Annotated in this window: 21 protein-coding genes and 2 pseudogenes; 16 read left to right on the forward strand and 7 right to left on the reverse strand. The window is 37.5% G+C overall.

The features are described from left to right. Nucleotides 1-140, forward strand: a pseudogene (locus CDG56_RS12050) (IS4 family transposase); the annotation flags it as partial. A gap of 18 nt (nt 141-158) precedes the next feature. After that, a pseudogene (locus CDG56_RS12055) lies at nt 159-1103 on the forward strand (D-amino acid dehydrogenase); the annotation flags it as partial. A gap of 47 nt (nt 1104-1150) precedes the next feature. Here the strand turns inward: CDG56_RS12055 and CDG56_RS12060 are convergent. Next, nucleotides 1151-1798, reverse strand: a complete 648-nt coding sequence (locus CDG56_RS12060) for a hypothetical protein (protein ID WP_087536144.1) — start codon at nt 1796-1798, stop codon at nt 1151-1153. A 98-nt stretch (nt 1799-1896) separates the two neighbouring features. Between CDG56_RS12060 and ispF the strand changes: the two genes are divergently transcribed. Further along, nucleotides 1897-2388 carry a 2-C-methyl-D-erythritol 2,4-cyclodiphosphate synthase gene (gene ispF / locus CDG56_RS12065; protein ID WP_087547999.1) on the forward strand — a complete coding sequence of 164 codons (492 nt, stop codon included), beginning with the start codon at nt 1897-1899 and terminating at the stop codon, nt 2386-2388. On the opposite strand, the gene CDG56_RS12070 is transcribed toward ispF, so the two are convergent. From CDG56_RS12070 to glnL, 5 genes are all read right to left on the reverse strand, one after another. Further along, nucleotides 2376-2900, reverse strand: a complete 525-nt coding sequence (locus CDG56_RS12070; protein WP_087548000.1) for a protein tyrosine phosphatase family protein — start codon at nt 2898-2900, stop codon at nt 2376-2378. The genes ispF and CDG56_RS12070 overlap by 13 nt on opposite strands. 151 nt (nt 2901-3051) lie before the next feature. After that, nucleotides 3052-3972: an ornithine carbamoyltransferase gene (gene argF / locus CDG56_RS12075; RefSeq protein ID WP_087548001.1), complete on the reverse strand. Its 921-nt coding sequence runs from the start codon at nt 3970-3972 to the stop codon at nt 3052-3054. 361 nt (nt 3973-4333) lie between these two features. Beyond that, a complete protein-coding gene (locus CDG56_RS12080) occupies nt 4334-4993 on the reverse strand; it encodes a TetR/AcrR family transcriptional regulator (RefSeq protein WP_087548002.1) in 660 nt (219 codons plus the stop codon). Between the two features lie 148 nt (nt 4994-5141). Further along, complete coding sequence (glnG, locus tag CDG56_RS12085) at nt 5142-6629, reverse strand: nitrogen regulation protein NR(I) (RefSeq protein WP_005216038.1); 1488 nt, start codon at nt 6627-6629, stop codon at nt 5142-5144. Continuing rightward, on the reverse strand, nt 6616-7725 hold the full coding sequence (glnL, locus tag CDG56_RS12090; protein WP_005160313.1) for a nitrogen regulation protein NR(II): 1110 nt from the start codon (nt 7723-7725) through the stop codon (nt 6616-6618). Before glnL ends, glnG begins: the two co-directional genes overlap by 14 nt. A 328-nt stretch (nt 7726-8053) precedes the next feature. Between glnL and rimO the strand changes: the two genes are divergently transcribed. The 12 genes from rimO to lpxA all read left to right on the forward strand — a co-directional run bounded on the left by rimO (nt 8054) and on the right by lpxA (nt 20393). Continuing rightward, on the forward strand, nt 8054-9397 hold the full coding sequence (rimO, locus tag CDG56_RS12095; RefSeq protein ID WP_087548003.1) for a 30S ribosomal protein S12 methylthiotransferase RimO: 1344 nt from the start codon (nt 8054-8056) through the stop codon (nt 9395-9397). Nucleotides 9398-9448: 51 nt separating this feature from the next. After that, entirely contained in the window at nt 9449-10177 is a 729-nt protein-coding gene (gene pyrH / locus CDG56_RS12100) for a UMP kinase (protein WP_004662027.1), read from the forward strand. 77 nt (nt 10178-10254) lie between these two features. Then, the gene (gene frr, locus CDG56_RS12105; protein WP_087548004.1) at nt 10255-10809 is read left to right on the forward strand and encodes a ribosome recycling factor; all 555 of its coding nucleotides are present in this window, start codon (nt 10255-10257) and stop codon (nt 10807-10809) included. Between the two features lie 5 nt (nt 10810-10814). Beyond that, on the forward strand, nt 10815-11564 hold the full coding sequence (gene uppS / locus CDG56_RS12110; protein ID WP_087548005.1) for a polyprenyl diphosphate synthase: 750 nt from the start codon (nt 10815-10817) through the stop codon (nt 11562-11564). 2 nt (nt 11565-11566) lie between these two features. After that, nucleotides 11567-12394 (forward strand): phosphatidate cytidylyltransferase, encoded by an 828-nt coding sequence (locus CDG56_RS12115; RefSeq protein ID WP_087548006.1) that lies wholly within the window; start codon nt 11567-11569, stop codon nt 12392-12394. Next, the gene (gene ispC, locus CDG56_RS12120; RefSeq protein WP_005160305.1) at nt 12395-13591 is read left to right on the forward strand and encodes a 1-deoxy-D-xylulose-5-phosphate reductoisomerase; all 1197 of its coding nucleotides are present in this window, start codon (nt 12395-12397) and stop codon (nt 13589-13591) included. A 5-nt stretch (nt 13592-13596) separates the two neighbouring features. Next, complete coding sequence (gene rseP / locus CDG56_RS12125; protein WP_087548007.1) at nt 13597-14952, forward strand: RIP metalloprotease RseP; 1356 nt, start codon at nt 13597-13599, stop codon at nt 14950-14952. Between the two features lie 35 nt (nt 14953-14987). Then, nucleotides 14988-17501 carry an outer membrane protein assembly factor BamA gene (gene bamA / locus CDG56_RS12130; protein ID WP_087548008.1) on the forward strand — a complete coding sequence of 838 codons (2514 nt, stop codon included), beginning with the start codon at nt 14988-14990 and terminating at the stop codon, nt 17499-17501. Nucleotides 17502-17541: 40 nt separating this feature from the next. Continuing rightward, nucleotides 17542-18042, forward strand: coding sequence for an OmpH family outer membrane protein (locus CDG56_RS12135; RefSeq protein ID WP_005160299.1), 501 nt, complete (start codon nt 17542-17544; stop codon nt 18040-18042). Between the two features lie 3 nt (nt 18043-18045). After that, entirely contained in the window at nt 18046-19116 is a 1071-nt protein-coding gene (gene lpxD, locus CDG56_RS12140) for a UDP-3-O-(3-hydroxymyristoyl)glucosamine N-acyltransferase (protein WP_087548009.1), read from the forward strand. A gap of 6 nt (nt 19117-19122) precedes the next feature. After that, complete coding sequence (gene fabZ / locus CDG56_RS12145; RefSeq protein WP_005160297.1) at nt 19123-19608, forward strand: 3-hydroxyacyl-ACP dehydratase FabZ; 486 nt, start codon at nt 19123-19125, stop codon at nt 19606-19608. Further along, on the forward strand, nt 19605-20393 hold the full coding sequence (gene lpxA, locus CDG56_RS12150; RefSeq protein WP_087537067.1) for an acyl-ACP--UDP-N-acetylglucosamine O-acyltransferase: 789 nt from the start codon (nt 19605-19607) through the stop codon (nt 20391-20393). Before fabZ ends, lpxA begins: the two co-directional genes overlap by 4 nt. A 45-nt stretch (nt 20394-20438) precedes the next feature. On the opposite strand, the gene CDG56_RS12155 is transcribed toward lpxA, so the two are convergent. Continuing rightward, on the reverse strand, nt 20439-21371 hold the full coding sequence (locus CDG56_RS12155; RefSeq protein WP_087548010.1) for an AraC family transcriptional regulator: 933 nt from the start codon (nt 21369-21371) through the stop codon (nt 20439-20441). A gap of 188 nt (nt 21372-21559) precedes the next feature. Here CDG56_RS12155 and CDG56_RS12160 point away from each other — a divergent pair, with 188 nt between their 5' ends. Next, nucleotides 21560-22804, forward strand: coding sequence for an alkane 1-monooxygenase (locus tag CDG56_RS12160; RefSeq protein WP_087548011.1), 1245 nt, complete (start codon nt 21560-21562; stop codon nt 22802-22804). The last annotated feature ends 32 nt before the right edge of the window (nt 22805-22836 follow it).

A 22836-nucleotide genomic window follows, 5' to 3' on the forward strand; every position in this document is an offset into this window, starting at 1 on the left:
CAGTAAGTTTATTTCGCTACGGTTTGGACTATGTTCAAATGGCTATTCTACGTTTGATTGGTTTTGGAAAAAAAGAAGAATTTAAGAAAGTGCTCGCAATTTTAAGGAAGAAAAAGCCTGATAGGACAAGGGCCCTATGAAATTTGTCGTGTACAAAGAAAGTAAATACAATTGAAACAGTTCGTTTGGCGTTGTTAGCAAGACAACGATTATTTGAAATTGCAGAAAAAGAGAATATTGCTTTTGATTTAGAAAAGCGTGGTATTTTGCATATGTACCACAGCAAAGAAGACTTTGATGTCGCAAAAAAAGTGAATGATGTTTTAGTGGAAGGTAAACTTGAACGTCATGCAATTACACCTGAAGAAATGAAGGCAATTGAGCCAAATTTAACTGGTGATTATTATGGTGGATATTACACAGCAGGCGATGCAACAGGTGATATTCATAAGTACTCTGTTGGTTTGGCGGAAAGAACGCAAGCGTATGGCGTGAAATATCGCTTTGGTTTGGATGTTGTTGATGTTAAATGTTTGCAAGATAAAGTGATTGTTAGCTGTAAAAAGAGTTCTGAGAATATGAACTCAAAAGCAGATGAGCAGACCATAATGGAAGCAGACTTAATCGTTGTGTGTGGTGGCGTTGGAAGTTACCAATTAGCCGATATGCTTGGTGATACTGTCAATGTCTATCCCGTAAAAGGATATTCAATTACAGTTCAGCTTAAAGATGAGCGAAGTGTAAAAAATGCGCCTTGGGTCAGCTTGCTAGATGAAAGTGCAAAGATTGTAACCTCAAGATTAGGCGTGGATCGTTTCCGTGTAGCTGGTACAGCGGAGTTTAATGGTTACAATCGGGATATTCGAACAGATCGAATCCAACCTTTAATTAATTGGGTTAACCAAAATTTTGATATTTCAACTGAGCACGCTGTACCATGGGCGGGCTTACGTCCGATGATGCCAAATATGTTGCCTGTGGTGAAACAGGGGAAACATGCGCGAGTATTTTACAATACTGGGCATGGGCATTTAGGCTGGACTTTATCTGCCGCAACAGCGGTATTGATTAGCGAGGAAATTGCACAAAAATTCCCAAGCTAAATATAAAAAGCCGATGTGAAAACATCGGCTTATATCACTTTTATTAATTAATCATACAAACGATAAATTCCTGTAAAACGTTCACAATCTTTTTGCCCACTTTTTATAATTAATAAGGCTTTTTGAAAGTCAAATTGGTACTGGCATTTTTTTTCATTATCAATAATGAGATTCTTTTGTTCGGGAGTGGTGTAGGCAAGTAAAGATAAAGTTTGAGTCTCCACACGATTATTGGGATTACGATAAGCAATTCCTTCGATTTTTAACTTATCTTTATCAAGTTGATGAATCTGAATGTGAACAGGTTGTTTGGCTAAATCACCATGTTCAAATTTTAAATAGTGTTGTGTAAGCGTCTGATTCATTGAAGTATAAAAGTTTAAATCATCTAAACGAACATCAAATTGTTGCTGATAACAATTTTTAGATTTGCATTGTTGGATTTGATTAAGCCAAAGTTTTTGTGTGTCATGTAGTAGTTGAATTGGAGCATCAGTCACAAGATAAGCGGTTAAAAACTTATTATTCAGCTTAGTTCGTTGGTCTTGATATTGCTTAGAACAAATTTTTTTTTGCTCAGCATTCTGTGTTGTACAATTAATCGATGCGGCAAATACAAATGATGAGCAAAAACAACTCAATGTGATGATATAACCAGATTTCTTTAATTGATTTATTAAGGTGTTCAACAGCATAATCACTTATATGTTCAGCCTAATTTGCTCACTGTACTATAGCGAAATAGAAAGCCTGAATACAAGATTTGTTCAGTATATTGTAAAAGGAAAATCATATGGTTGCTCAAATTCGTATTGGACAAGGAATTGATGTACATGCTTTTGAAGAAGGCAATTTCGTTACTTTAGCTGGGATTAAAATTCCGCATACGCATGGTTTAAAAGCCCATTCTGATGGTGACGTGGTGCTGCATGCGCTGTGTGATGCATTGTTGGGTGCATTGGCTTTAGGCGATATTGGACAACATTTTCCTGACACTGACCCAGAATATAAGGGTGCAGATAGTCGTGTGTTGCTTAAGCATGTGTATCAGTTGATTCTGGATCGTGGTTATCATTTAAATAATGCTGATATCACAGTTGCGTGTGAACGTCCAAAGCTCGCAAAACATAATTTAGAAATGCGCCAAAGTATTGCTGATGTACTTGAAGTCGATATCACTCAAATTAGTGTCAAAGCAACGACAACGGAACAACTAGGATTTACAGGTCGCCAAGAAGGTATTTTAGCAACAGCAACTGTCTTAATTTCACATCAAACAAGATGATGTACATTCATCAATGATTGTTCAAGTTCAAGTGTTGCTTTACGACCTTGCAGTTGTAAAGTAATACTATGAATTAAACCTGTCCAAGTCTCATTCGGTTCCCAAATTTCGTGAAGTAATGCTTGAGCCGTTGGCATATCCATATCCATATAAAATTGACGATATAAATACATCAAACTACTTACACGCATGTTTTTGGCACAATGCAGCCAAACAATTTCATTTTGAACAAGATGAGCAATTAAATCTAAAACGAATAAGCATTGTTCTGCACAAGGAAGATCCCAATCAATAGGAATATGAATGTAGTTTAAGCCTAAATCCAAGCAGATTTGGTCTTGTTCAGCTAAATGATTTTCTGATTTGCTTGTCGCAAGATTGATTACTGTACTACAGCCATATTCTTTAATTTGCTGTAATTGTTCAACGCTAGGCTGAGCAGAACTAAATAAATGCTCGTGCACCAAAGAAAAACTAGGAATTTCAGAAAGTGCTTGTTCGAGTGAAGTCATAATGTTCGCTTTGTAGTTATCAAAGTTTCAACCAAGATGAGAAACTTCTTCTAATAAAAGATTTTTCTACTATAAGTGTTTTTATTTAAGTGTTCAATTTAGATCGCAAAAATAAAAACAGCATCATGATGATGCTGTTTTCTTTAGCTATTTAGTCTTTTTTTAAATTCTCATTGAGTAGGAATTCCATCAATGCCTTTTGGGCATGTAAACGGTTTTCTGCTTCATCCCAAACCACTGAATTTTTATGATCGAGCATGTGCTCAGAAATTTCTTCGCCACGGTGTGCGGGTAAGCAATGCATAAATAAACAATCTGGATGAGCCAGATCCATTAATTTTTCATTCACTTGGAAATCAGCAAATGCTTTTTCACGAAGCTTTTGTTCTTCTTCTTGCCCCATGCTTGCCCATACATCAGTTACGATCAGGTCAGCATTAACCGCAGCATCCTCAGCTTTATTAAACACTTCTACACAATCGGCAAATTCAGTCAAAAACTCAGGTTTTGGTTCATAACCTTCAGGTGCAGCAATTTTGAGTTTAAAACCCATCATATGTGCTGCCTCAATGTATGAATTACACATATTATTGCCATCGCCAATCCAAGCAACGGTTTTACCTTTAATGCTTCCACGGTGTTCTTGAAAGGTTTGTAAGTCAGCAAGTAATTGACATGGATGGTGGTCATCCGTTAATCCATTAATGACAGGAACTTTCGAATAAGAAGCAAAACGTTCAACAATATCATGGCCAAAAGTACGAATCATCACGATATTAAGCATGCTTGAAATGACACGTGCTGAATCCTCAATTGGCTCACCACGACCTAATTGAGTATCTCGTGGAGAAAGGAAAATTGCATTACCACCAAATTGGCAAATACCGGCTTCAAAAGAAATACGTGTACGTGTACTCGATTTCTCAAAAATCATTCCTAAGACTTTACCTACAAATGGTTGAAAAACCGTATTTGCATGTTGCATGCGTTTCAATTCTTGTGCACGGTCTAAAATGCGTTGCAACTCTAAAGTTGAAAGGTCTCGTAAAGTCAGGAAATGCCGAAGCGCCATAGTTACTCCCACAATAATTATTGAATAAAAACAATAATTAATTGTTATTTAATGGGTGGTGATAAAAAAGGAATTGACTACTATACTACACCCCAAAAAAAATGCAAAAGAATTAAGGGCCTGTTGCCATTTTCTCTATGGTTGCGACAGAGGACGTTTTTTAGACGATACAAGGCATGTTTTGCGAAATTTAGTGATCTAAATGAGAGAAACATAACGCAGTAGCGGCAAAAAATGTCCCTGTCCCAAAGGGTTGTGGCTAAAAATCCCTCATACCTCGTTATGAAACTTGGCAAGGGAATAGCCATTGCCTGCATTTCACGCCTTGTCTGATGAATTTTTAGCCTACAACGCAACTCATTTATAAAGTGGCAACAGGCCCTAGATTTTGATGAGCTTTTAAGAATAAATCAACGGAATAATTAATATAATCAGTTATTTCAGCGTCATTTGCTGATACTTCTAAACCCATTAAAAGTCGCCACTCGACATCACGTAAAATTCCGAAATACATCATGGCAGAGAAATGAGGGTTAGAGCAGTATATTTCATTGAGGTCGTGTGCCTGACCTAAAGCAAATGCAATCGTATTCTGTATATTTAAAGCACATTGGTCATAAAAATAGTGAGCTAATTGTATATCTTTTTGAGTTTGCTCGGTGAACATGCGCATAAAGGCAATATTTTCAGGTTGAATAATATGTTGATAAAAGCGTTTTAATGTTTGTACAAGGTATGTTCTTAAATTATTTTGTTCTGAAGTGTATGGAAAGCAAACACCTTTAAAAAACACTTCACGACGATAATCACAAATCGCAGTAAAGAGACCTTCTTTGTTGCCAAAATATTTATAAATAGAAGCTTTTGAGCCACCTGCATGATTGACAATATCATCCAAGGAAACCGCATCATAACCTTTTTCAAGAAATAAATCGGTTGCACATAGTAATAAGGCAAGGCGACGTTCTTGACCACGACGAGTTTGAGGTTGTTCGCAACTTGGGTAACAAATATCAGTCATTATATTCAATGAGCGTTAAGGGAATATTTTTATTATAGCAAAAACCATATGTCTTGTATGGCTATGACATTAGATCATGTATCTAAACATCTCAATGTAAAAAAGCGAGTAATGTGATCATTACTCGCTTTTATGGACTGTTTATGATTTATGCTGAACGCACTTCATCGTCTTCATCATCGTCTGTTGAATCCATGCCAAGCTCTTTAAGTTTGCGAGTCAGCGTGTTACGGCCCCAACCTAAAAGCTCTGCTGCATGGCGTTTGCGACCACGTGTTTGTTGTAGGGCTGCATTAATCAAAGTGCGCTCAAACATTGGTGTTGCGATATCTAAAATTTTCATTTCACCATTTTTTAACTTTTGGATCGCCCATTGAGCTAGTAGCTCATCCCAATGATGTACAGCAATTCTTTCAACTAATGCTGGGCTTGTAGCTGATGCATCATTCGTCGACTTCTGTATAGCAACTTGTTTTAGCTCAGCAGGTAGATCTTCTGGATAGACTTCACGTCCAGTAATCATGACTGTTAACCAACGACAAGTATTTTCTAATTGACGAACGTTACCTGGCCAAGGGAGTTGCTGCATATAGTCAGTTGTTTCTGTACGTAAGATTTTAGGACTAACACCTAATTCTTTACCTGCACGCGCCAAGAAATGTTGCGCAAGCATCGGAATATCTTCACTACGATGAGCAAGTTTCGGAATATGAATGCGAATCACATTAAGGCGATGGTACAAGTCCTCACGGAAACGACCTTCATTCACTAACTTCTCTAAGTCTTGGTGGGTTGCGGCTACAATTCGGACATCAACTTTAACTGGAATATGTCCACCAACACGGTAGAACTCGCCATCAGCAAGGACGCGTAGTAAACGTGTCTGGGTTTCAAATGGCATATCACCAATTTCATCAAGAAATAATGTACCGCCGTTGGCTTGCTCAAAGCGACCTTGATGCTGAGTATTTGCACCTGTAAATGCACCTTTTTCATGCCCAAATAACTCAGTTTCGATTAAGTCTTTTGGAATGGCAGCCATATTGAGTGCAATAAATGGTTTGGCACGACGAGGGGAATGCTTGTGTAATGCATGTGCGACAAGTTCTTTACCTGTACCTGACTCACCATTTATAAGAACCGTGATATGGGATTGAGATAGACGTCCAATGGCACGAAACACCTCCTGCATTGCAGGTGATTCACCAATAATTTCGGTTGATTGTAAAGGTGTCGTTGCTTTGGTTGCTTCTTGTTGTTGCAATTTATTGATATGTAAAATAGCACGATTCACTAATGCTAAAGCTTCATCGATATCAAATGGTTTTGGTAAATACTCAAATGCACCAGTTTGGTAACTTGAGACGGCAGATTCTAAATCAGAATGTGCTGTCATGATGATGACAGGTAGATCTGGATGCGTGTTTTTAACTTTAGATAGGAAAGTTAAGCCATCAATTCCAGGCATACGAATATCTGTCAAAATGACATCGGGTGCAGCATCATGCAAACGTTCTAGCGCTGTTTGTGCTTCTTCAAAGTTGGTGACGTCAAAACCTTCTTCTTTAAAAGTTTTTTCGAGTACCCAACGCATGGCACGATCGTCATCAATTACCCAAATTTTATTTCGTGACACGGTCTGACTCCCAAGGTAAATATAAGCTAAATATGGTTTTTCCTGGAACGGATTGACACTCGATCATTCCGTTGTGTTGATGCATGATGTTTTGCGCGATACTGAGGCCAAGCCCTGTTCCCTTTGCTCGCCCAGTCACAAGAGGGTAAAATACAGACTCTAATATGCTTTCTGGAACACCTGGTCCATTGTCTTCAATATCAATTCTTATCGATGAGCGATTCAGAACACCGTTAATTGTGACTAAGCGTTGAATGCGCGTTCTTAAAATTAGCTCTGGTTCTGAATCGACAAAAAAATCTTTATTTTCAGTCATTGCTTGCACAGCATTTACGCTGATATTGAGCATGACTTGAATCAGTTGATCACGGTCAGCCATCACATCAGGTAAAGACAGGTCGTAATCACGAGTAATCTTAATTTTTTTCTTCGTTTGGTTCACAATAAGTGAACGAACGCGCTCTAAAGGTTCATGTACATTAACCAGTTCGTAGCTTGGTAATTGACGTGAACCAAGCATGGTATCTGCGAGATTGGTTAGGCGATCGACTTCACTAATAATAATGTCGGTAAACTCACGATAGCTTTCATCATTTAAGCTGCGAGCAAGTAATTGTGTTGCACCACGAATGCCCGCTAGAGGATTCTTAATTTCATGTGCCACGCCGCGAACTAGTTGGCGTGCGACTTGATGTTGTTGTACTAAATTTTCTTCTTTAGAAATTTTCAACATCCGATCAATTGGATTGAGTTCGATTAATAAAAGTGGGTGATAACTTTTACCTGCATTTAGTTGTGAGACCGTATAATCCACATGGATTGGTTTAAAATTCACATTAATTACAGCTTCGCGGCGTGTGTAATGTTGTCCGCTTTTTAATGTATTTAATAAAGCTTCATGTGTATTAAATGAATCGTCATGTGCATGAAGTAGATTGAGCACAGGCTGACCTGATGCGCGAAGTAAACTAACATCGAATAATGCTTCACAAGCCGAATTTAAATAAAAAATATTAAGTTTACTATCGACCAATAATATGGCAGTGGTCAGATTATCTACGAGCAGTCGATAGTCGATAGTGTTATGTTGATCCATTTGTGAATCGTCCTGTTTTAAAATGGCGCAATAAATATCAATATAGATGAATAGCCATTAACTTCTGAAATGTATTTAATGCAAAATGCAAGCCAACTTTGTATTAGCTAATTTTCAATAACTTAATTCATAAATAATGAGTTTATGCTGTATTTTTCACATAGATTGAGTTATTTCAATATTTTATCATGCTTTAAAATGGTGCGTTGTTAGGGTTTGTTTAAAATTTTGGTTGTATTTTGGTGCATTACACAAAGAGATAGCTTTGTAGCTATGCGGCAGCAAAGAAAAGTCATACAATACGCCGATTCAAGTGGAGCGCAGATTCATGAAGACCCCCAAAGTCGGTTTTGTATCTTTAGGTTGTCCTAAGGCATTGGTAGATTCTGAACGAATTTTAACTCAGTTAAAGACTGAAGGTTATCAAGTTGCATCAGATTACGACGGTGCAGATTTGGTTGTTGTTAACACCTGTGGTTTTATTGAATCTGCAGTGCAAGAGTCTTTAGATGCCATTGGCGAAGCCATGAGCGAAAACGGTCGTGTGATCGTTACTGGTTGCTTAGGTAAAGATGAAGATAAAATTCGTCAAATGCACCCAAATGTGCTTAAAGTTACAGGGGCGGCAGCTTATCAAGATGTAATGGAAGCTGTACATGAATATGTACCAGCTCCTCCAAAACATAACCCATTTATTGATCTAGTCCCAGAACAAGGTGTGCGTCTAACACCAAAACATTATGCTTATTTAAAAATATCAGAAGGCTGTAACCATCGTTGTACTTTCTGCATTATCCCAAGTATGCGTGGTGATTTAGTTTCTCGTCCTGTGGGTAGTGTGTTAGATGAAGCAGCAGCATTAAAACGTGCTGGTGTAAAAGAAGTATTGGTTATTTCTCAAGATACTTCTGCTTATGGTGTCGATACCAAATACAAGTTGGATTTTTGGAATGGTCAACCTGTAAAAACTAAGTTCTATGATATGTGTGAAGCACTTGGTCAGCTTGGTATTTGGGTGCGTTTACATTATGTTTATCCGTACCCACATGTCGATGCAGTTATTGACCTAATGGCACAAGGGAAAATCCTGCCATATTTAGATATTCCTTTTCAGCATGCCAGTCCGCGCATTTTAAAATTAATGAAGCGACCAGCCCATAGCGAAAATACATTAGAGCGTCTGAAATTGTGGCGTGAAAAATGCCCTGAATTGGTGATTCGCTCAACTTTTGTTGTGGGTTTCCCTGGTGAAACTGAAGAAGATTTCCAAATTCTATTAGAGTGGTTAAAAGAAGCTCAATTAGATCGCGTGGGCTGTTTTACTTATTCGCCAGTAGAGGGTGCAACGGCAAATGATCTACCTGATCACGTACCTGAAGAAATTAAGCAAGAACGTTATGAACGTTTTATGGAAGTCCAACAAGAAATTTCTGCTGCAAAACTACAAAAGCGTATCGGTCAAAAGATGACTGTGCTTGTAGATAGCTTGGAAGATGAATTTCCAGTAGCGGTAGCGCGTTCTTACGCGGATGCACCTGAAATTGACGGTAATGTTTTTGTAGAAGATATTGATAAAAGTGTGATTAAAGCAGGTGATCTGCTTGAAGTCGAAATTACAGATGCGGATGAATATGATTTATTTGCAAAGTTAATTCAGATTAAATCTGCTTAATATTAAATGCGATAAAAGAATTTATGAGATTGGTCGGTTTGGAGTAAAAGTATGTCAGCTTCTAAAAATCCACGTTATGCACGTATTTTGTTAAAGCTTTCTGGTGAAGCTTTAGCGGGTAATAAAGATATGGGTATTGATGCCCAAGTATTAGATCAGATGTCACTTTCAATTGCACACTTGGTTGGTTTGGGTGTGCAGGTTGGTATTGTTGTGGGTGGTGGTAACTTATACCGTGGTAGTCAGTTGCAAAAAGATGGGCTTGTAGGTCGTGTAACAGGTGACCAAATGGGGATGTTGGCAACTGTAATGAATGGTTTGGCAATGCGTGATGCATTAGTGCGCCGTAATATTAAAACACGTTTAATGTCTGCACTTCCAATTGGCACGGTTGTTGAATCTTACTCAAGTCGTGATGCAATTCGCCACCTAAGCCAAGGTGAAGTTTGTGTATTTGTTGCGGGTACAGGTAATCCATTCTTTACCACAGATACAGCTGCTTGCTTACGTGGTATTGAAATTGAAGCAAACCTCATCTTAAAAGCAACTAAAGTTGATGGTGTTTATAATAAAGATCCAAGTAAATATGATGATGCGGTTAAGTATGATAATTTAACTTTCGATCAAGTACTTGATGAAAAGTTGGGTGTAATGGATCTTACAGCAATTTGCTTATGCCGTGATCATAATGTCCCATTACAAGTATTCGATATGAATAAATCGGGTGCTTTACTTTCTGTTGTTATGGGTGAAAAAGAGGGTACTCACGTTACGAATTAATGTACGTGAGCCATAAAGCGCTTTATACTAATGTCTAAATATTTTGTAATACCTAATGAATAAGTAAGGAAGATCATATGATTAACGATCTCAAAAAAGATAGCGAACAACGCATGCAGAAAACTCTTGATTCTTTAGAACAAGGTTTTGCTAAAGTTCGTACTGGACGTGCTCACCCATCAATTTTAAATGGTGTGATGGTTCCTTACTATGGTTCTGACGTTCCTTTGAATCAAGTTGCTAACGTAGGTGTTGAAGATTCTCGTACGCTTATTGTTCAGCCATTTGAGCGTACAATGGTTTCTCCAATTGATAAAGCAATTCGTGAAAGCGATTTGGGTTTAAACCCAATTACAGCTGATTCAATTCGTGTACCTTTACCTGCGTTGACTGAAGAAACTCGTCGTGACATGCAAAAAGTTGCTCGTAATGAAGCTGAAAATGCAAAAGTTGCTATTCGAAACATTCGTCGTGATGTTTTAGGTGATATCAAAGCATTATTGAAAGAAAAAGAAATTTCTGAAGATGATGAACGCCGTGCTGGTGAAGATATTCAAAAGATCACAGATAAATATGTTGCAGAAGTAGATAAACGTCTAGCTGCAAAAGAAGCAGAATTAATGAAGGTCTAATTTTTATGACCTTACAAGAAGAACCGCTTCTTCCAAAACATGTTGCCATCATTATGGATGGCAACAATCGTTTTGCAAAAAAAAATAATTTGCAAAAAGGTGATGGGCATCGAGAAGGTAAGAATGTCCTTGATCCGATCGTTGAACATTGTAAAAGAGTTGGTGTTCAAGCTTTAACTGTTTTTGCATTTTCAAGTGAAAATTGGAATAGACCTCAGTTCGAAGTTGATTTGTTAATGAAATTGTTAGAAGACACAATTCATGAACAACTACCTCGAATGGAAAAATTCAATATAGCATTACGTTTTATTGGTGATCGTTCTAAATTATCAAATGAATTAAAAGATTTAATGTTATATGCAGAACAAAAAACGGCATCTTTCAATTCTATGACTTTAACGATTGCAATCAGTTATGGCGGAATGTGGGATATGGCGCATGCAGCCAAGTGTATCGCTCAAGATGTTCTTGCTGGAAAAGTTCAAACAAATCATATAAATGTTGATTTATTTGATAAATATGTCAGTCTAAATGACCTACCTGCTGTGGATTTATTAATTCGTACAGGGGGAGATTATCGCCTTTCAAATTTCTTATTGTGGCAAGCTGCGTATGCAGAATTGTACTTTACAGAAACTTTATGGCCAGAGTTTAAGGTCGAAGAATTGGATTACGCATTTCGTGTTTTTTCAGGACGTGAACGACGTTTCGGTAAGACGACAGAACAGATTCAACAAGCGAAAATAGAGAATTAATAATGTTAGAGCGGATTATTACCGCATTGGTGTTAGTTGCTGTTGTTTTAAGTTGCATGTTTGCGACGCAATCACATTATCCAATGTTTGTGCTTATGATTTTAGCAGCTGGGGTTGCAGGCTATGAGTGGTTTAAGCTTATGCCTCATAAAGAAGCTATTGTTTCAAAACCTAAGGCTTGGATATATGGTATATGTGTAGCATCGGTTTCAACACTCGCATTATTTTTTGATGATGTTGCATTGTTGCTATGGGCAGCATCTATTCTTACGTGGCTAGGTAGTATTTACTGGGTTAAAAACTTTCCAGAATCAGATAATTGGTACAATGTATCATTATATGCAATTGGTTTTATTCTAATTTCTGCAGCAGTGACTGCGCTTTATGCGGTTTGGCATAGCTCACCTTGGTGGCTGATGTATTTGTTCTTGTTGGTTTGGGGGGCAGATAGTGGTGCATATTTTGTTGGTCGTAAATTGGGTAAAAGAAAACTTGCTCCTACAGTAAGCCCAAATAAATCGGTTGAGGGATTGTATGGTGGTATTGCAACAACAGTTGTGATTATGTTGGTTGTACAACATTTCTATTTAGACTTAACTGTAATACAGCTTATCTTATTCCTGATTCTTTCTATTATTACCGTTTTTGCATCAGTATTAGGTGACTTGTTTGAGTCAATGATCAAACGTCGTGCAGGCATTAAAGACTCAGGTCGTGTACTTCCTGGGCATGGTGGAGTATTAGATCGAATTGATTCACTTCTTGCTGCATCGCCTATTTTTGCAACTGGTATGTATGTATTGGTAAAACTTATTGGTGTAGATCTATAAATGACACAGGCTGTTTGTATATTGGGTGTTACGGGCTCTATTGGGCAAAGTACCTTAAAAGTATTGGCACGACACCCAGACCAATACTCTGTTTATGCGGTTTCTGCATATAGTCGTTTAGATGAACTGGTAGAAATATGTAAAAAATACAGCCCTAAAATAGTGGTTGTTCCGAAAATAAAAGCTTTAGAACTAGAGCAACGTTTAAATCAAGAAAACCTAAAAAATATTGAAATTTTAACAGATGAAGCGGGTTTGATAGCGATTGCTGAACACGATGAAGTTGATATTGTTATGGCTGCAATTGTCGGTGCTGCTGGTTTATTACCAACACTTGCCGCAGTCAAAGCGGGAAAACGAGTGTTACTTGCAAACAAGGAAGCCTTAGTGATGTCAGGTGACATCATGATGCAGGCAGCACGTGATCATAATGCTTTATTGCTTCCTGTCGATTCAGAGCATAATGCGATCTTTCAGTCATTACCGCACAATTATTTACAGATTGAGAGAACAGGTGAGCCACAACTTGGAGTGTCTCAGGTTTTATTAACAGCTTCTGGTGGTCCATTTCTTAATCATTCTTTAGAACAATTACATGATGTAACGCCTCAACAGGCTTGTAAGCATCCAAATTGGTCGATGGGGCAAAAAATTTCGGTAGATTCAGCGACTTTAATGAATAAAGGTTTGGAATTGATCGAAGCGTGTCATTTGTTTTCAATATCAGAACATTTTGTTACAGTTGTTGTTCATCCACAGAGTATTATTCATTCCATGGTGCAATATGTGGATGGATCAACTTTGGCACAAATGGGTAACCCAGACATGTGTACGCCAATTGCGCACGCATTGGCATGGCCGCAACGATTAAAGACGGATGTTCCTGCTTTAAATCTGTTTGAAACAGCTCAATTAAATTTTCAGGCACCTGATAATATTAAGTTTCCAGCTTTAAATTTAGCTCGTCAAGCAATGCGTGAGGGTGGGTTGGCTCCTACAATTTTGAATGCTGCCAATGAAATCGCGGTCGCTGCATTTTTAAATCGGCAGATTCGATTCACTGAAATTACGCAAGTGGTCGAGCATACTTTACAAGCTGTACAAAATGCTAAAGCAGAAAGCATAGACATCATTTTGCAGACTGATATGATCGCAAGAGGTAATGCAGAGAAGTACATCGTGGGTATAGGGGGTTAAATCGTATGAGCGCACTATTTATGATTGTTGCGGCGATTTTATTATTAGGCCCACTGATCGCGATTCATGAGTTTGGTCATTATTGGGTCGCACGTAAATTAGGTGTTAAAGTTTTAGTCTATTCTATTGGCTTTGGACCCACTTTGCTTAAATGGCAATCGAAAAAATCAGGTATACAATACCAGCTTTCTGCATTGCCGCTTGGTGGTTATGTCAAAATGTTAGATGAGCGTGAAGGTAATGTTGCTGAGCAAGATTTACCTTATGCGTTTAATCGTCAGTCACCTTGGAAACGTATTGCAATTGTTGCTGCTGGACCGCTGATTAATCTTATTTTTGCTGTTTTATTGTTTTGGATTTTGTTTTTACCAGCTCAGGAACAATTAAATACACGTATTGGTAAGATTGTACCAAATACACCTGCTGCTCAAGTCAATTTACATGTTGGCGATAAAGTAGTAATGGTTGATGGTCAAACGACACCGACATGGGAAAAACTAAACTACGCTTTAGTTAATCGTGTTGGAGAGACAGGTCAGGTTTCAATTGTCGTTGAGCGTACTGGAATTGAAAAACAGTTTAGTTTACCGATTAAAGATTTTCTAAAAGATCAGAGCCAATCGCCTTTGGATGAGTTAGGGTTTTTACCTTATCGTCCTGTGATTCCAGCGATCGTAAAAGAACTGAGTACTGATGGTGCTGCAATACGTCAAGGTATGAAAGTCGGAGACAAAATTGTTGCGATTAATAACGTTGCAATGAAAGATTGGTTTGATGTCGTTGATGTTGTACAAAATTCACCTGAAAAACTCTTAAATATTGATGTGCTACGTCAAGGCAAACTGGTTCATTTACAAGTGATGCCTCAAGGCCAACGTGACAATATGGGTAATATGAGTGGTGTTCTCGGAGTGAAAAGTGATGCAGGTAAAATCACAATTCCGAATGACTATAAACAAACCATTCAGTATTCACCTGTAGAAGCTTTCGGGGTTGCTGTTGAAAAAACAACACAATTGTCAGGTATGATTTTTAGTTCGATTACTAAAATGGTACGTGGACTAATTGGATTGGATAACTTATCAGGTCCTATTACGATTGCTAAAGTTGCAGGACAGAGTGCTGAAATGGGGTGGCAAACCTTTATTTCTTTTATGGCATTGATGAGTGTTAGTTTAGGAATTTTAAATTTATTACCAATACCGATGCTTGATGGCGGTCATTTAGTTTATTACTTTATTGAAGCAATTCGTGGTAAACCTGTTTCTGAACAAATACAGATGTTTGGTCTAAAAGTTGGTATGTTACTGCTCGGTAGCATGATGCTTTTGGCTTTATTTAACGACTTCATGCGTTTATAAAAAACGCAAACGGAATTTAACTTACTGGAAAATATATGGGCATGCGTCACACACATTTATTAATGCCTTTGGCACTGGTTAGTGCGATGGCAGTGGTACAACAAGCATACGCAGCAGATGAGTTTCTTGCACAAGATATACGAATTGATGGCCTCGTGCGTTTAACACCTGCAAGTATCTATTCTATGTTACCAATAAATAGTGGCGATAGAGTAAGTGATCCAATGATTGCTGAGTCGATACGTGGTTTATATGCTTCAGGTTTATTTGATGACATTAAAGCTTATAAAGAAAAAGACGTATTAGTGTTTAAAGTTGTAGAGCGTCCAATCATTTCAAAATTGGAATTCAAAGGCAATAAACTTATCCCTAAAGAAGCCTTAGAACAGGGCTTAAAAAAGATGGGTATTGCTGAAGGCGAAGTGTTCAAGAAATCTGCATTACAGATTATTGAGACTGAGCTTGAACAACAATATACTCAGCAAGGTCGTTATGATGCAGATGTAACAATTGATACTGTTGCTAGACCAAATAACCGTGTTGAGCTCAAGCTTAATTTTAATGAAGGTACTGCTGCAAAAGTATTTGATATTAATATCATTGGTAATACTGTATTTAGTGATAGTGATATTAAACAAGCTTTTGCAGTTAAAGAAAGCGGTTGGGCTTCTATTGTTACACGTAATGATCGCTATGCACGTGAAAAAATGGCAGCAAGCTTAGAAGCGTTACGAGCTCTATATCTGAATAAAGGTTATATCAACTTTAATATTATCAATTCACAACTCAACATTAGCGAAGATAAAAAACACATCTTTATTGAGGTTTCAGTTGATGAAGGTAGTCAATTTAAGTTTGGTGAAACCAAATTCTTAGGCGATGCACTCTATAAACCTGAAGAATTAAAAGCACTAAAATTATATAAAGATGGTGAAACTTATTCACAAGAAAAAGTAAATGCCGTTAAGCAGTTGCTACTTCGCAAATATGGTAATGCAGGTTATTACTATGCAGAAGTGAATGTTGTACCTGAAATTAATAATCAAACAGGGATTGTGAATCTAAATTATTATATTAACCCTGGTCAGCAAGTCACTGTTCGTCGTATTAACTTTACTGGAAATAGTAAAACAGCTGATGAAGTATTACGTCGTGAAATGCGCCAAATGGAAGGTGCTTTAGCAAGCAATGAAAAAATTGACTTATCCAAAGTGCGTCTGGAACGTACAGGTTTCTTTAAAACTGTTGATGTAAAACCTGTTCGTGTACCTAATTCACCAGACCAAGTTGATTTAAATATTAATGTCGAAGAGCAACACTCTGGTACAACGACACTTGCGGTCGGTTATTCTCAAAATGGTGGTATTACTTTCCAAGCAGGTTTAAGCCAAACCAACTTTATGGGTACTGGAAACCGTGTTGCGATTGATTTATCTCGTTCTGAAACACAAGACTATTATAACTTAAGTGTGACGGACCCATATTTTACTATTGATGGCGTGAGTCGTGGTTATAACGTTTATTATCGAAAAACGAAGTTAAGTGAGAACTATAACGTTAATAACTATGTTACTGATAGTGTCGGTGGTAGTTTAAGTTTTGGATACCCAATTGATGAAAATCAGAGTATTAGTGCGTCTTTAGGTATCGATGAAACTAAAGTAAGAACAGGTCCAAGTGTATCTACATACATTCGTGATTATTTGTTGGCAAATGGTGGTAAAGCAACTGCACAGAACACTTATTGTCCTGAAGACCAATTAGATAAAGATTTAGATGGTAACTATACAGGTAAATGTAAACCAGGTGGTGAGATTACTTATAATAGTGCTTTCGAGGGTAGTTTCCTAACTTATACTTTGAATTTAGGTTGGTCTTATAACACCTTGAACAGACCACTTTTCCCGACGTCAGGTATGTCGCACCGTGTTGGTCTAGAAGTAGGCCTTCCAGGTAGTGATGTTGACTATCAAAAAATGACTTATGATGCTCAGGCATTCAAATCATTACCTATGGGTTTTGTGCTTAGAGGTTATGGTAAATTAGGTTATGGTAATGACCTACCATTCTATAAAAACTTCTATGCGGGTGGTTATGGATCAGTCCGTGGCTATGATAACAGTTCATTAGGTCCTAAATATCCAAGTGTTATTTTCCAGGAAATGGGTAAAGATGACTTATCAAAAGAGGAAGTGGGTGGTAACGCACTAGTTCAATTTGGAACAGAATTGGCGCTTCCTTTACCATTCAAAGGAGATTGGACACGTCAAGTTCGACCTGTACTTTTTGCCGAAGGTGCTCAGGTATTTGATACGCAATGTAATATACCAAAAGGTAATATATTAGTAGGTTCTAGTACGGTTGATATCAAACAATATTGTAATGATAACTACAAGTTCGATTTTGGTAATATGCGTTATAGCGTTGGTGCTGGTTTCACATGGATTACGATGATTGGTCCATTATCATTAAGTTATGCTTATCCACTTAATGATAAGAGTGGTGATAATACCAAATCAATCCAATTTGAAATTGGTCGTACTTTCTAAGTACGGCCTTTAAGCTCTTAAAATATAAAAGGACGAAATAATGAAAAAATTAACGATGTTGATGTTAGGCTTAGGTTTAACGGTTTCTGCTATGACGAATGCTGCTGGTATAGGTGTTGTTGATCTAGCTCGCGTAGTTGAAAGTAGCACATATCTTAAACAACAAAATGCTGCTCTTGGCCAATCAGTTAAACCAACATCGACACGATTAGAACAATTAGGCAAAGAATTGGAAACTATGCAGCAAAAAGCGCAAACTGATGGTCCTAAGATGAATCAAGCAGATATTCAAAAAATGACTGCGCTGTATCAAGCTAAGTTAAATGAGTTCAATACAACTCAACAGGGTTTACAGACTAAAGTACAGTCTACATTACAGTCAATGAACACTGCATTTGAAGGAAAAGTGAAGCAAGTCGCTGAGCAATTAAGAAAAGAAAATAATTTAGATCTTATTTTGAATAAAAATTCAACAATTGCCTCTGACGCTCAGTATGATTTAACTGATAAAATGATCCAAAAGGTTAACGCACTGAAATAATCAATGAATAGACGTATTTATCGTTTAGAAGAAATAGCTCATCTTGTAAAAGGTGAGCTTTTTGGTGATAAAGATTTTAAAATTTCTAATTTGTCTAGTTTGGAACAGGCACAAAATCATCACATTTGTTTTGTAAATGGTGAAAAATATTTAGCACAAGCTGAAGCAAGCGAAGCAGGTGTTTATATTGTGACAACTGCATTAAAACAACAATTATCATCGAAGCAAAATTTTATCGTTGTAGAAAATCCTTATCTCGCTTTTGCAATTCTTACACATTTATTTGAGAAGAAAGTTTCTCAAAGAGGTATCGAAAGTACTGCTCAAATTCATCCTTCTGCGATTGTGGCTGATAATGCTTATATAGGACACTATGCTGTCATTGGTGAGCATTGTGTTATTGGACATAATACAATTATCCAAGCACATGCTTTTATTGATGATGATGTTGAAATTGGTAACGACTGTTTCATTGATGCGCATGTCACGATTACTGGCGGTGCAAAGTTAAAAGATCGGGTTCGTATTCATGCGAATACGGTGATTGGATCAGAAGGTTTTGGTTTTGCACCTTATCAAGGAAAATGGCACCGTATTGCTCAACTCGGTTCGGTAAGAATCGGAAATGATGTCCGTATTGGTTCAAATTGTAGTATTGATCGTGGCGCATTAGATGACACAATTTTAGCAGATGGCGTCATTATTGATAACCTTGTGCAAATTGCTCACAATGTTCAAATTGATCAACATACAGCCATCGCTGCAAATACGGCAATCGCTGGAAGTGTCCGAATTGGCAAAAACTGTATTATTGGTGGTGGCAGCGCAGTTGCAGGGCATTTAAATATTGCGAATAATGTGACGCTTACTGGAATGTCAATGGTCACAAAAAGTATTTCTGAAGCGGGAACCTTTTCTTCGGGAATTGGACTATTTGAAAATAGTCACTGGAAAAGAACTGTTGTACGCCTTAGACAATTAGCAGATGTGCCATTGACCCAAATCACTAAAAGGCTTGATCATATGCAAGCTCAATTAGAGTCCCTTGAATCAACCTTTAAGTTACGTAAATAATTTATTATGACTGAGTCTACATCTCCAGCATTTACAATGCCTGAATTACCCATGGATATTCTTACGATTCGTGAATATTTACCGCATCGTTATCCTTTTTTACTTGTTGATAGAGTTACAGAAATAACTGAGAATAGTATTGTCGGCTATAAAAATGTCTCTATTAATGAAGAGTTTTTGCAAGGGCATTTCCCGACATACCCGATTATGCCAGGTGTGTTGATTATTGAAGCTCTTGCACAGGTCTCAGGAATATTAGGTTTTGTTTTGACAAATCAAAAGCCAAAAGAAGGATCTTTGTTCTTATTTGCTGGCGCAGAAAAAGTAAGATTTAAGAAACAAGTTGTTGCTGGTGACCAGCTTGTCTTAAAATCAGAACTAGTGATGCAAAAGCGTGGCATTTACAAGTACAATTGTAAGGCTAGTGTCGACGGTATTGTCGCTGCAACAGCAGAAATCATGATTTCCCACCAAAAAATTGAGCAGACATGAGTAGTCAAAAACTAATTCACCCAACCGCAATTATTGACCCATCTGCAGAAATTGCATCTGATGTACAAATTGGACCTTATTGTATTGTTGGTCCGAATGTAACAATTGATGCTGGGACTAAATTACGTTCACATGTGGTAATTGGCGGTTTTACGAAAATTGGAAAAAATAATGATATTTTTCAGTTTTCGAGTGTCGGTGAAATTTGCCAAGATTTAAAGTATCAAGGTGAAGAGACATGGCTAGAGATTGGGGATAATAACTTTATTCGTGAACATTGTACTTTGCATAGAGGTACGGTTCAGGATAACGCAATAACAAAAATTGGCAGTCATAACTTATTCATGGTGAATACCCATATTGCGCATGACTGTGTAATTGGTGATCACAATATTTTTGCCAATAATGTAGGCGTTGCAGGTCATGTTCATGTCGGCAATCATGTTATTGTAGGCGGTAATGCGGGTATTCATCAGTTCTGTCGTATTGATTCATATAGCATGATTGGTGGAGCAGCTTTAATTCTTAAGGATGTTCCTGCTTACGTGATGGCATCTGGTAATCCTGCACATGCATATGGTATGAATATTGAAGGCATGCGACGCAAAGGTTGGACTCGAGACACGATTCAGGGTTTAAGAGAAGCATATAAGCTGATTTATAAGGCTGGTTTAACCACTGAGCAAGCGATTGAACAGATTCGTAGCGACATACTGACGAAGACGCCTGAAGCACAATTGTTTATTGATTCACTCGAAAAGTCTACACGCGGTATTGTCCGTTAAAATTTACAGAAATAAAAAAGACACCTCGGTGTCTTTTTTAATATTCTAATTTTCTGCTTCGATGAATTGCTGTCGATACTGCTTAGGTGATACTTCAAAAGTTCGTTTGAATGCTTGGCTAAAGGCTGTTTCAGAAGAATAGCCCACTTTATTTGCAATCAGATGAATGGAGTAATTACTTTTACGTAAATATTGGCTTGCTAAGCGCATACGATGTTGTTGTAGATAAGCCAAGGGAGATTCTCCGATCACCTCATGAAATAAACTTGCAAATTTTGAACGCGACATGCAGCATTGTTCTGCAAGGGTTTCAACTGTCCATGCATCTTCAGGATGGTTATGAATTGCAGCAAGGCTATTGCTGAGTTCGGGGTGGTTTAAGGCACTCAGCCAGCCATGTTGAGTTGAGATCTGTTGAATATGATCTCTGATACATTTGATCAATAAAATATTTACAAGATGATCAATAATAATATCTCTGCCTGCCTGAATATTTTGTGTCTCTAATGCTAAAAAGTGTAAACCAATTTGTAACCATTCAGGTGCTGTATTTTCTCCGTGTTGAATATGAATGATTGAAGGTAACGCTTGAATAAAAGGGCGCGCCATGATGGTGTCAATCTGACAACGAACACTTAAAATAAGATTTTTCTCTGACGAATCTGTTCCGAATTCAATAGCATCTTCTTTATGTCCATCAAACAATTTTGAAATATCGACTGCATTCACAAGCTTTGTGATGGAGTTATCGGCACCCGTATGTGCTGTTCCAGAAGGAATTAGGACAATTTCACCAGCATGAGCAGTTAAACTATTTTGTGAATCAATTTGAATGAAAACTGAACCAACTAAAACAATGTATACGATAAGTGCTGTTTGATCCTGACAGATAAAACTCCATTCTCCCTGAGTTTTCAAGTAGATATATTCGGTGTGATTTAAATGTATATCAGCAAATATTTTACTTAAAGCATCCATATGATTTTTAAATTATGTATTGATTGTAAATTATAGAGAGCTACTGTAATAACTCAATATGTGTTTTTAGGACAAAAACAGGGGTGATGATGCCAAAGACTTTGACATAGGTTTTTTGGACGCTTGCAACTGTCATGAAATTCATAATTCATCAAAATATACATATATACAAAGACATGGATAAGATGATGAATGCACCAGTAAATGTTGAGCAAGAACTTACGCCAGTAAGCATTTCAAAATCGAAAACTGAATTGGATCGTAAACGTTATTTATGGGCAATTAGCCCAGCTTTACCTGCAATTGGAATTGGCATTTTAGCAGGTTATCAATTTGCTCCTCGCCCATTCAAAAAGATTTTTGCGCTGGGTGGTCCAATCGTTCTACATATTGTGATCCCAACAATTGATACTCTTATTGGTAAAGACGCAAATAACCCAACTGATGAAGATATTAAACTACTTGAAAAAGATCCGTATTATTCACGCTTAGTGAAAAGCTTTCTTCCATTACAATATGCAGCTAATTTTTACGCATGTTATTTATCTAGCCGTAAAGAAACTTCATTTATCGATAAAATCCTATTGGGTATTTCAATGGGTGCGATCAATGGTATCGCAATCAATACTGCACATGAGCTTAGCCATAAACATGATCGTATAGATCATATTCTTTCTCATCTTGCTCTTGTACCTACAGGATATAACCATTTCCGTGTAGAACATCCGTATGGACACCATAAACGTGCTGCAACACCTGAAGATCCGGCATCTTCACAAATGGGTGAAACATTCTATGAGTTTTGGCCACGTACAGTCATTGGTTCTTTCAAATCTGCTATTGAAATTGAAACTAATCGTTTAAAACGTAAAGGTAAAGAATTCTGGTCAACTGAAAATGAATTATTGCAAGGCTGGGGAATGAGTGCTGCTTTTCATGGTTCAATGATCGGATTATTCGGTAAAGGTGTCATTCCTTATTTAGCCACTCAGGCATTCTATGGGATTAGTCTGTTCGAGATTATTAACTATATTGAACACTATGGTTTGAAACGCCAGAAAGATAAGAATGGTAAATATGAACGTACGATGCCAGAGCATAGCTGGAACAATAACAATATTGTGACCAACTTATTCTTGTATCAATTACAGCGTCATTCAGATCATCATGCTTATCCAACACGTCCATTCCAAGCACTGCGCCATTTTGATGAAGCACCAGAATTACCTAGTGGTTATGCAACAATGCTATTACCAGCATTAATTCCACCACTATGGTCAAAAATGATGGATAAGCGTGTATTTGATCACTACAAAGGTGATTTGAATAAAGCCAATATCTATCCAAAACGTCGTGCAAAACTATTTAAGAAATTTGGTGTCTTGGATCAATCTTTAGTTGAAACTTCAGCTGAAGCCGTGGCAGCCGAATAACTTAAAACTTTCCCAAAGCAGAAGCATTGATC

It is taken from the genome of Acinetobacter sp. WCHA39, from assembly GCF_002165385.1.
Classification (GTDB): domain Bacteria; phylum Pseudomonadota; class Gammaproteobacteria; order Pseudomonadales; family Moraxellaceae; genus Acinetobacter.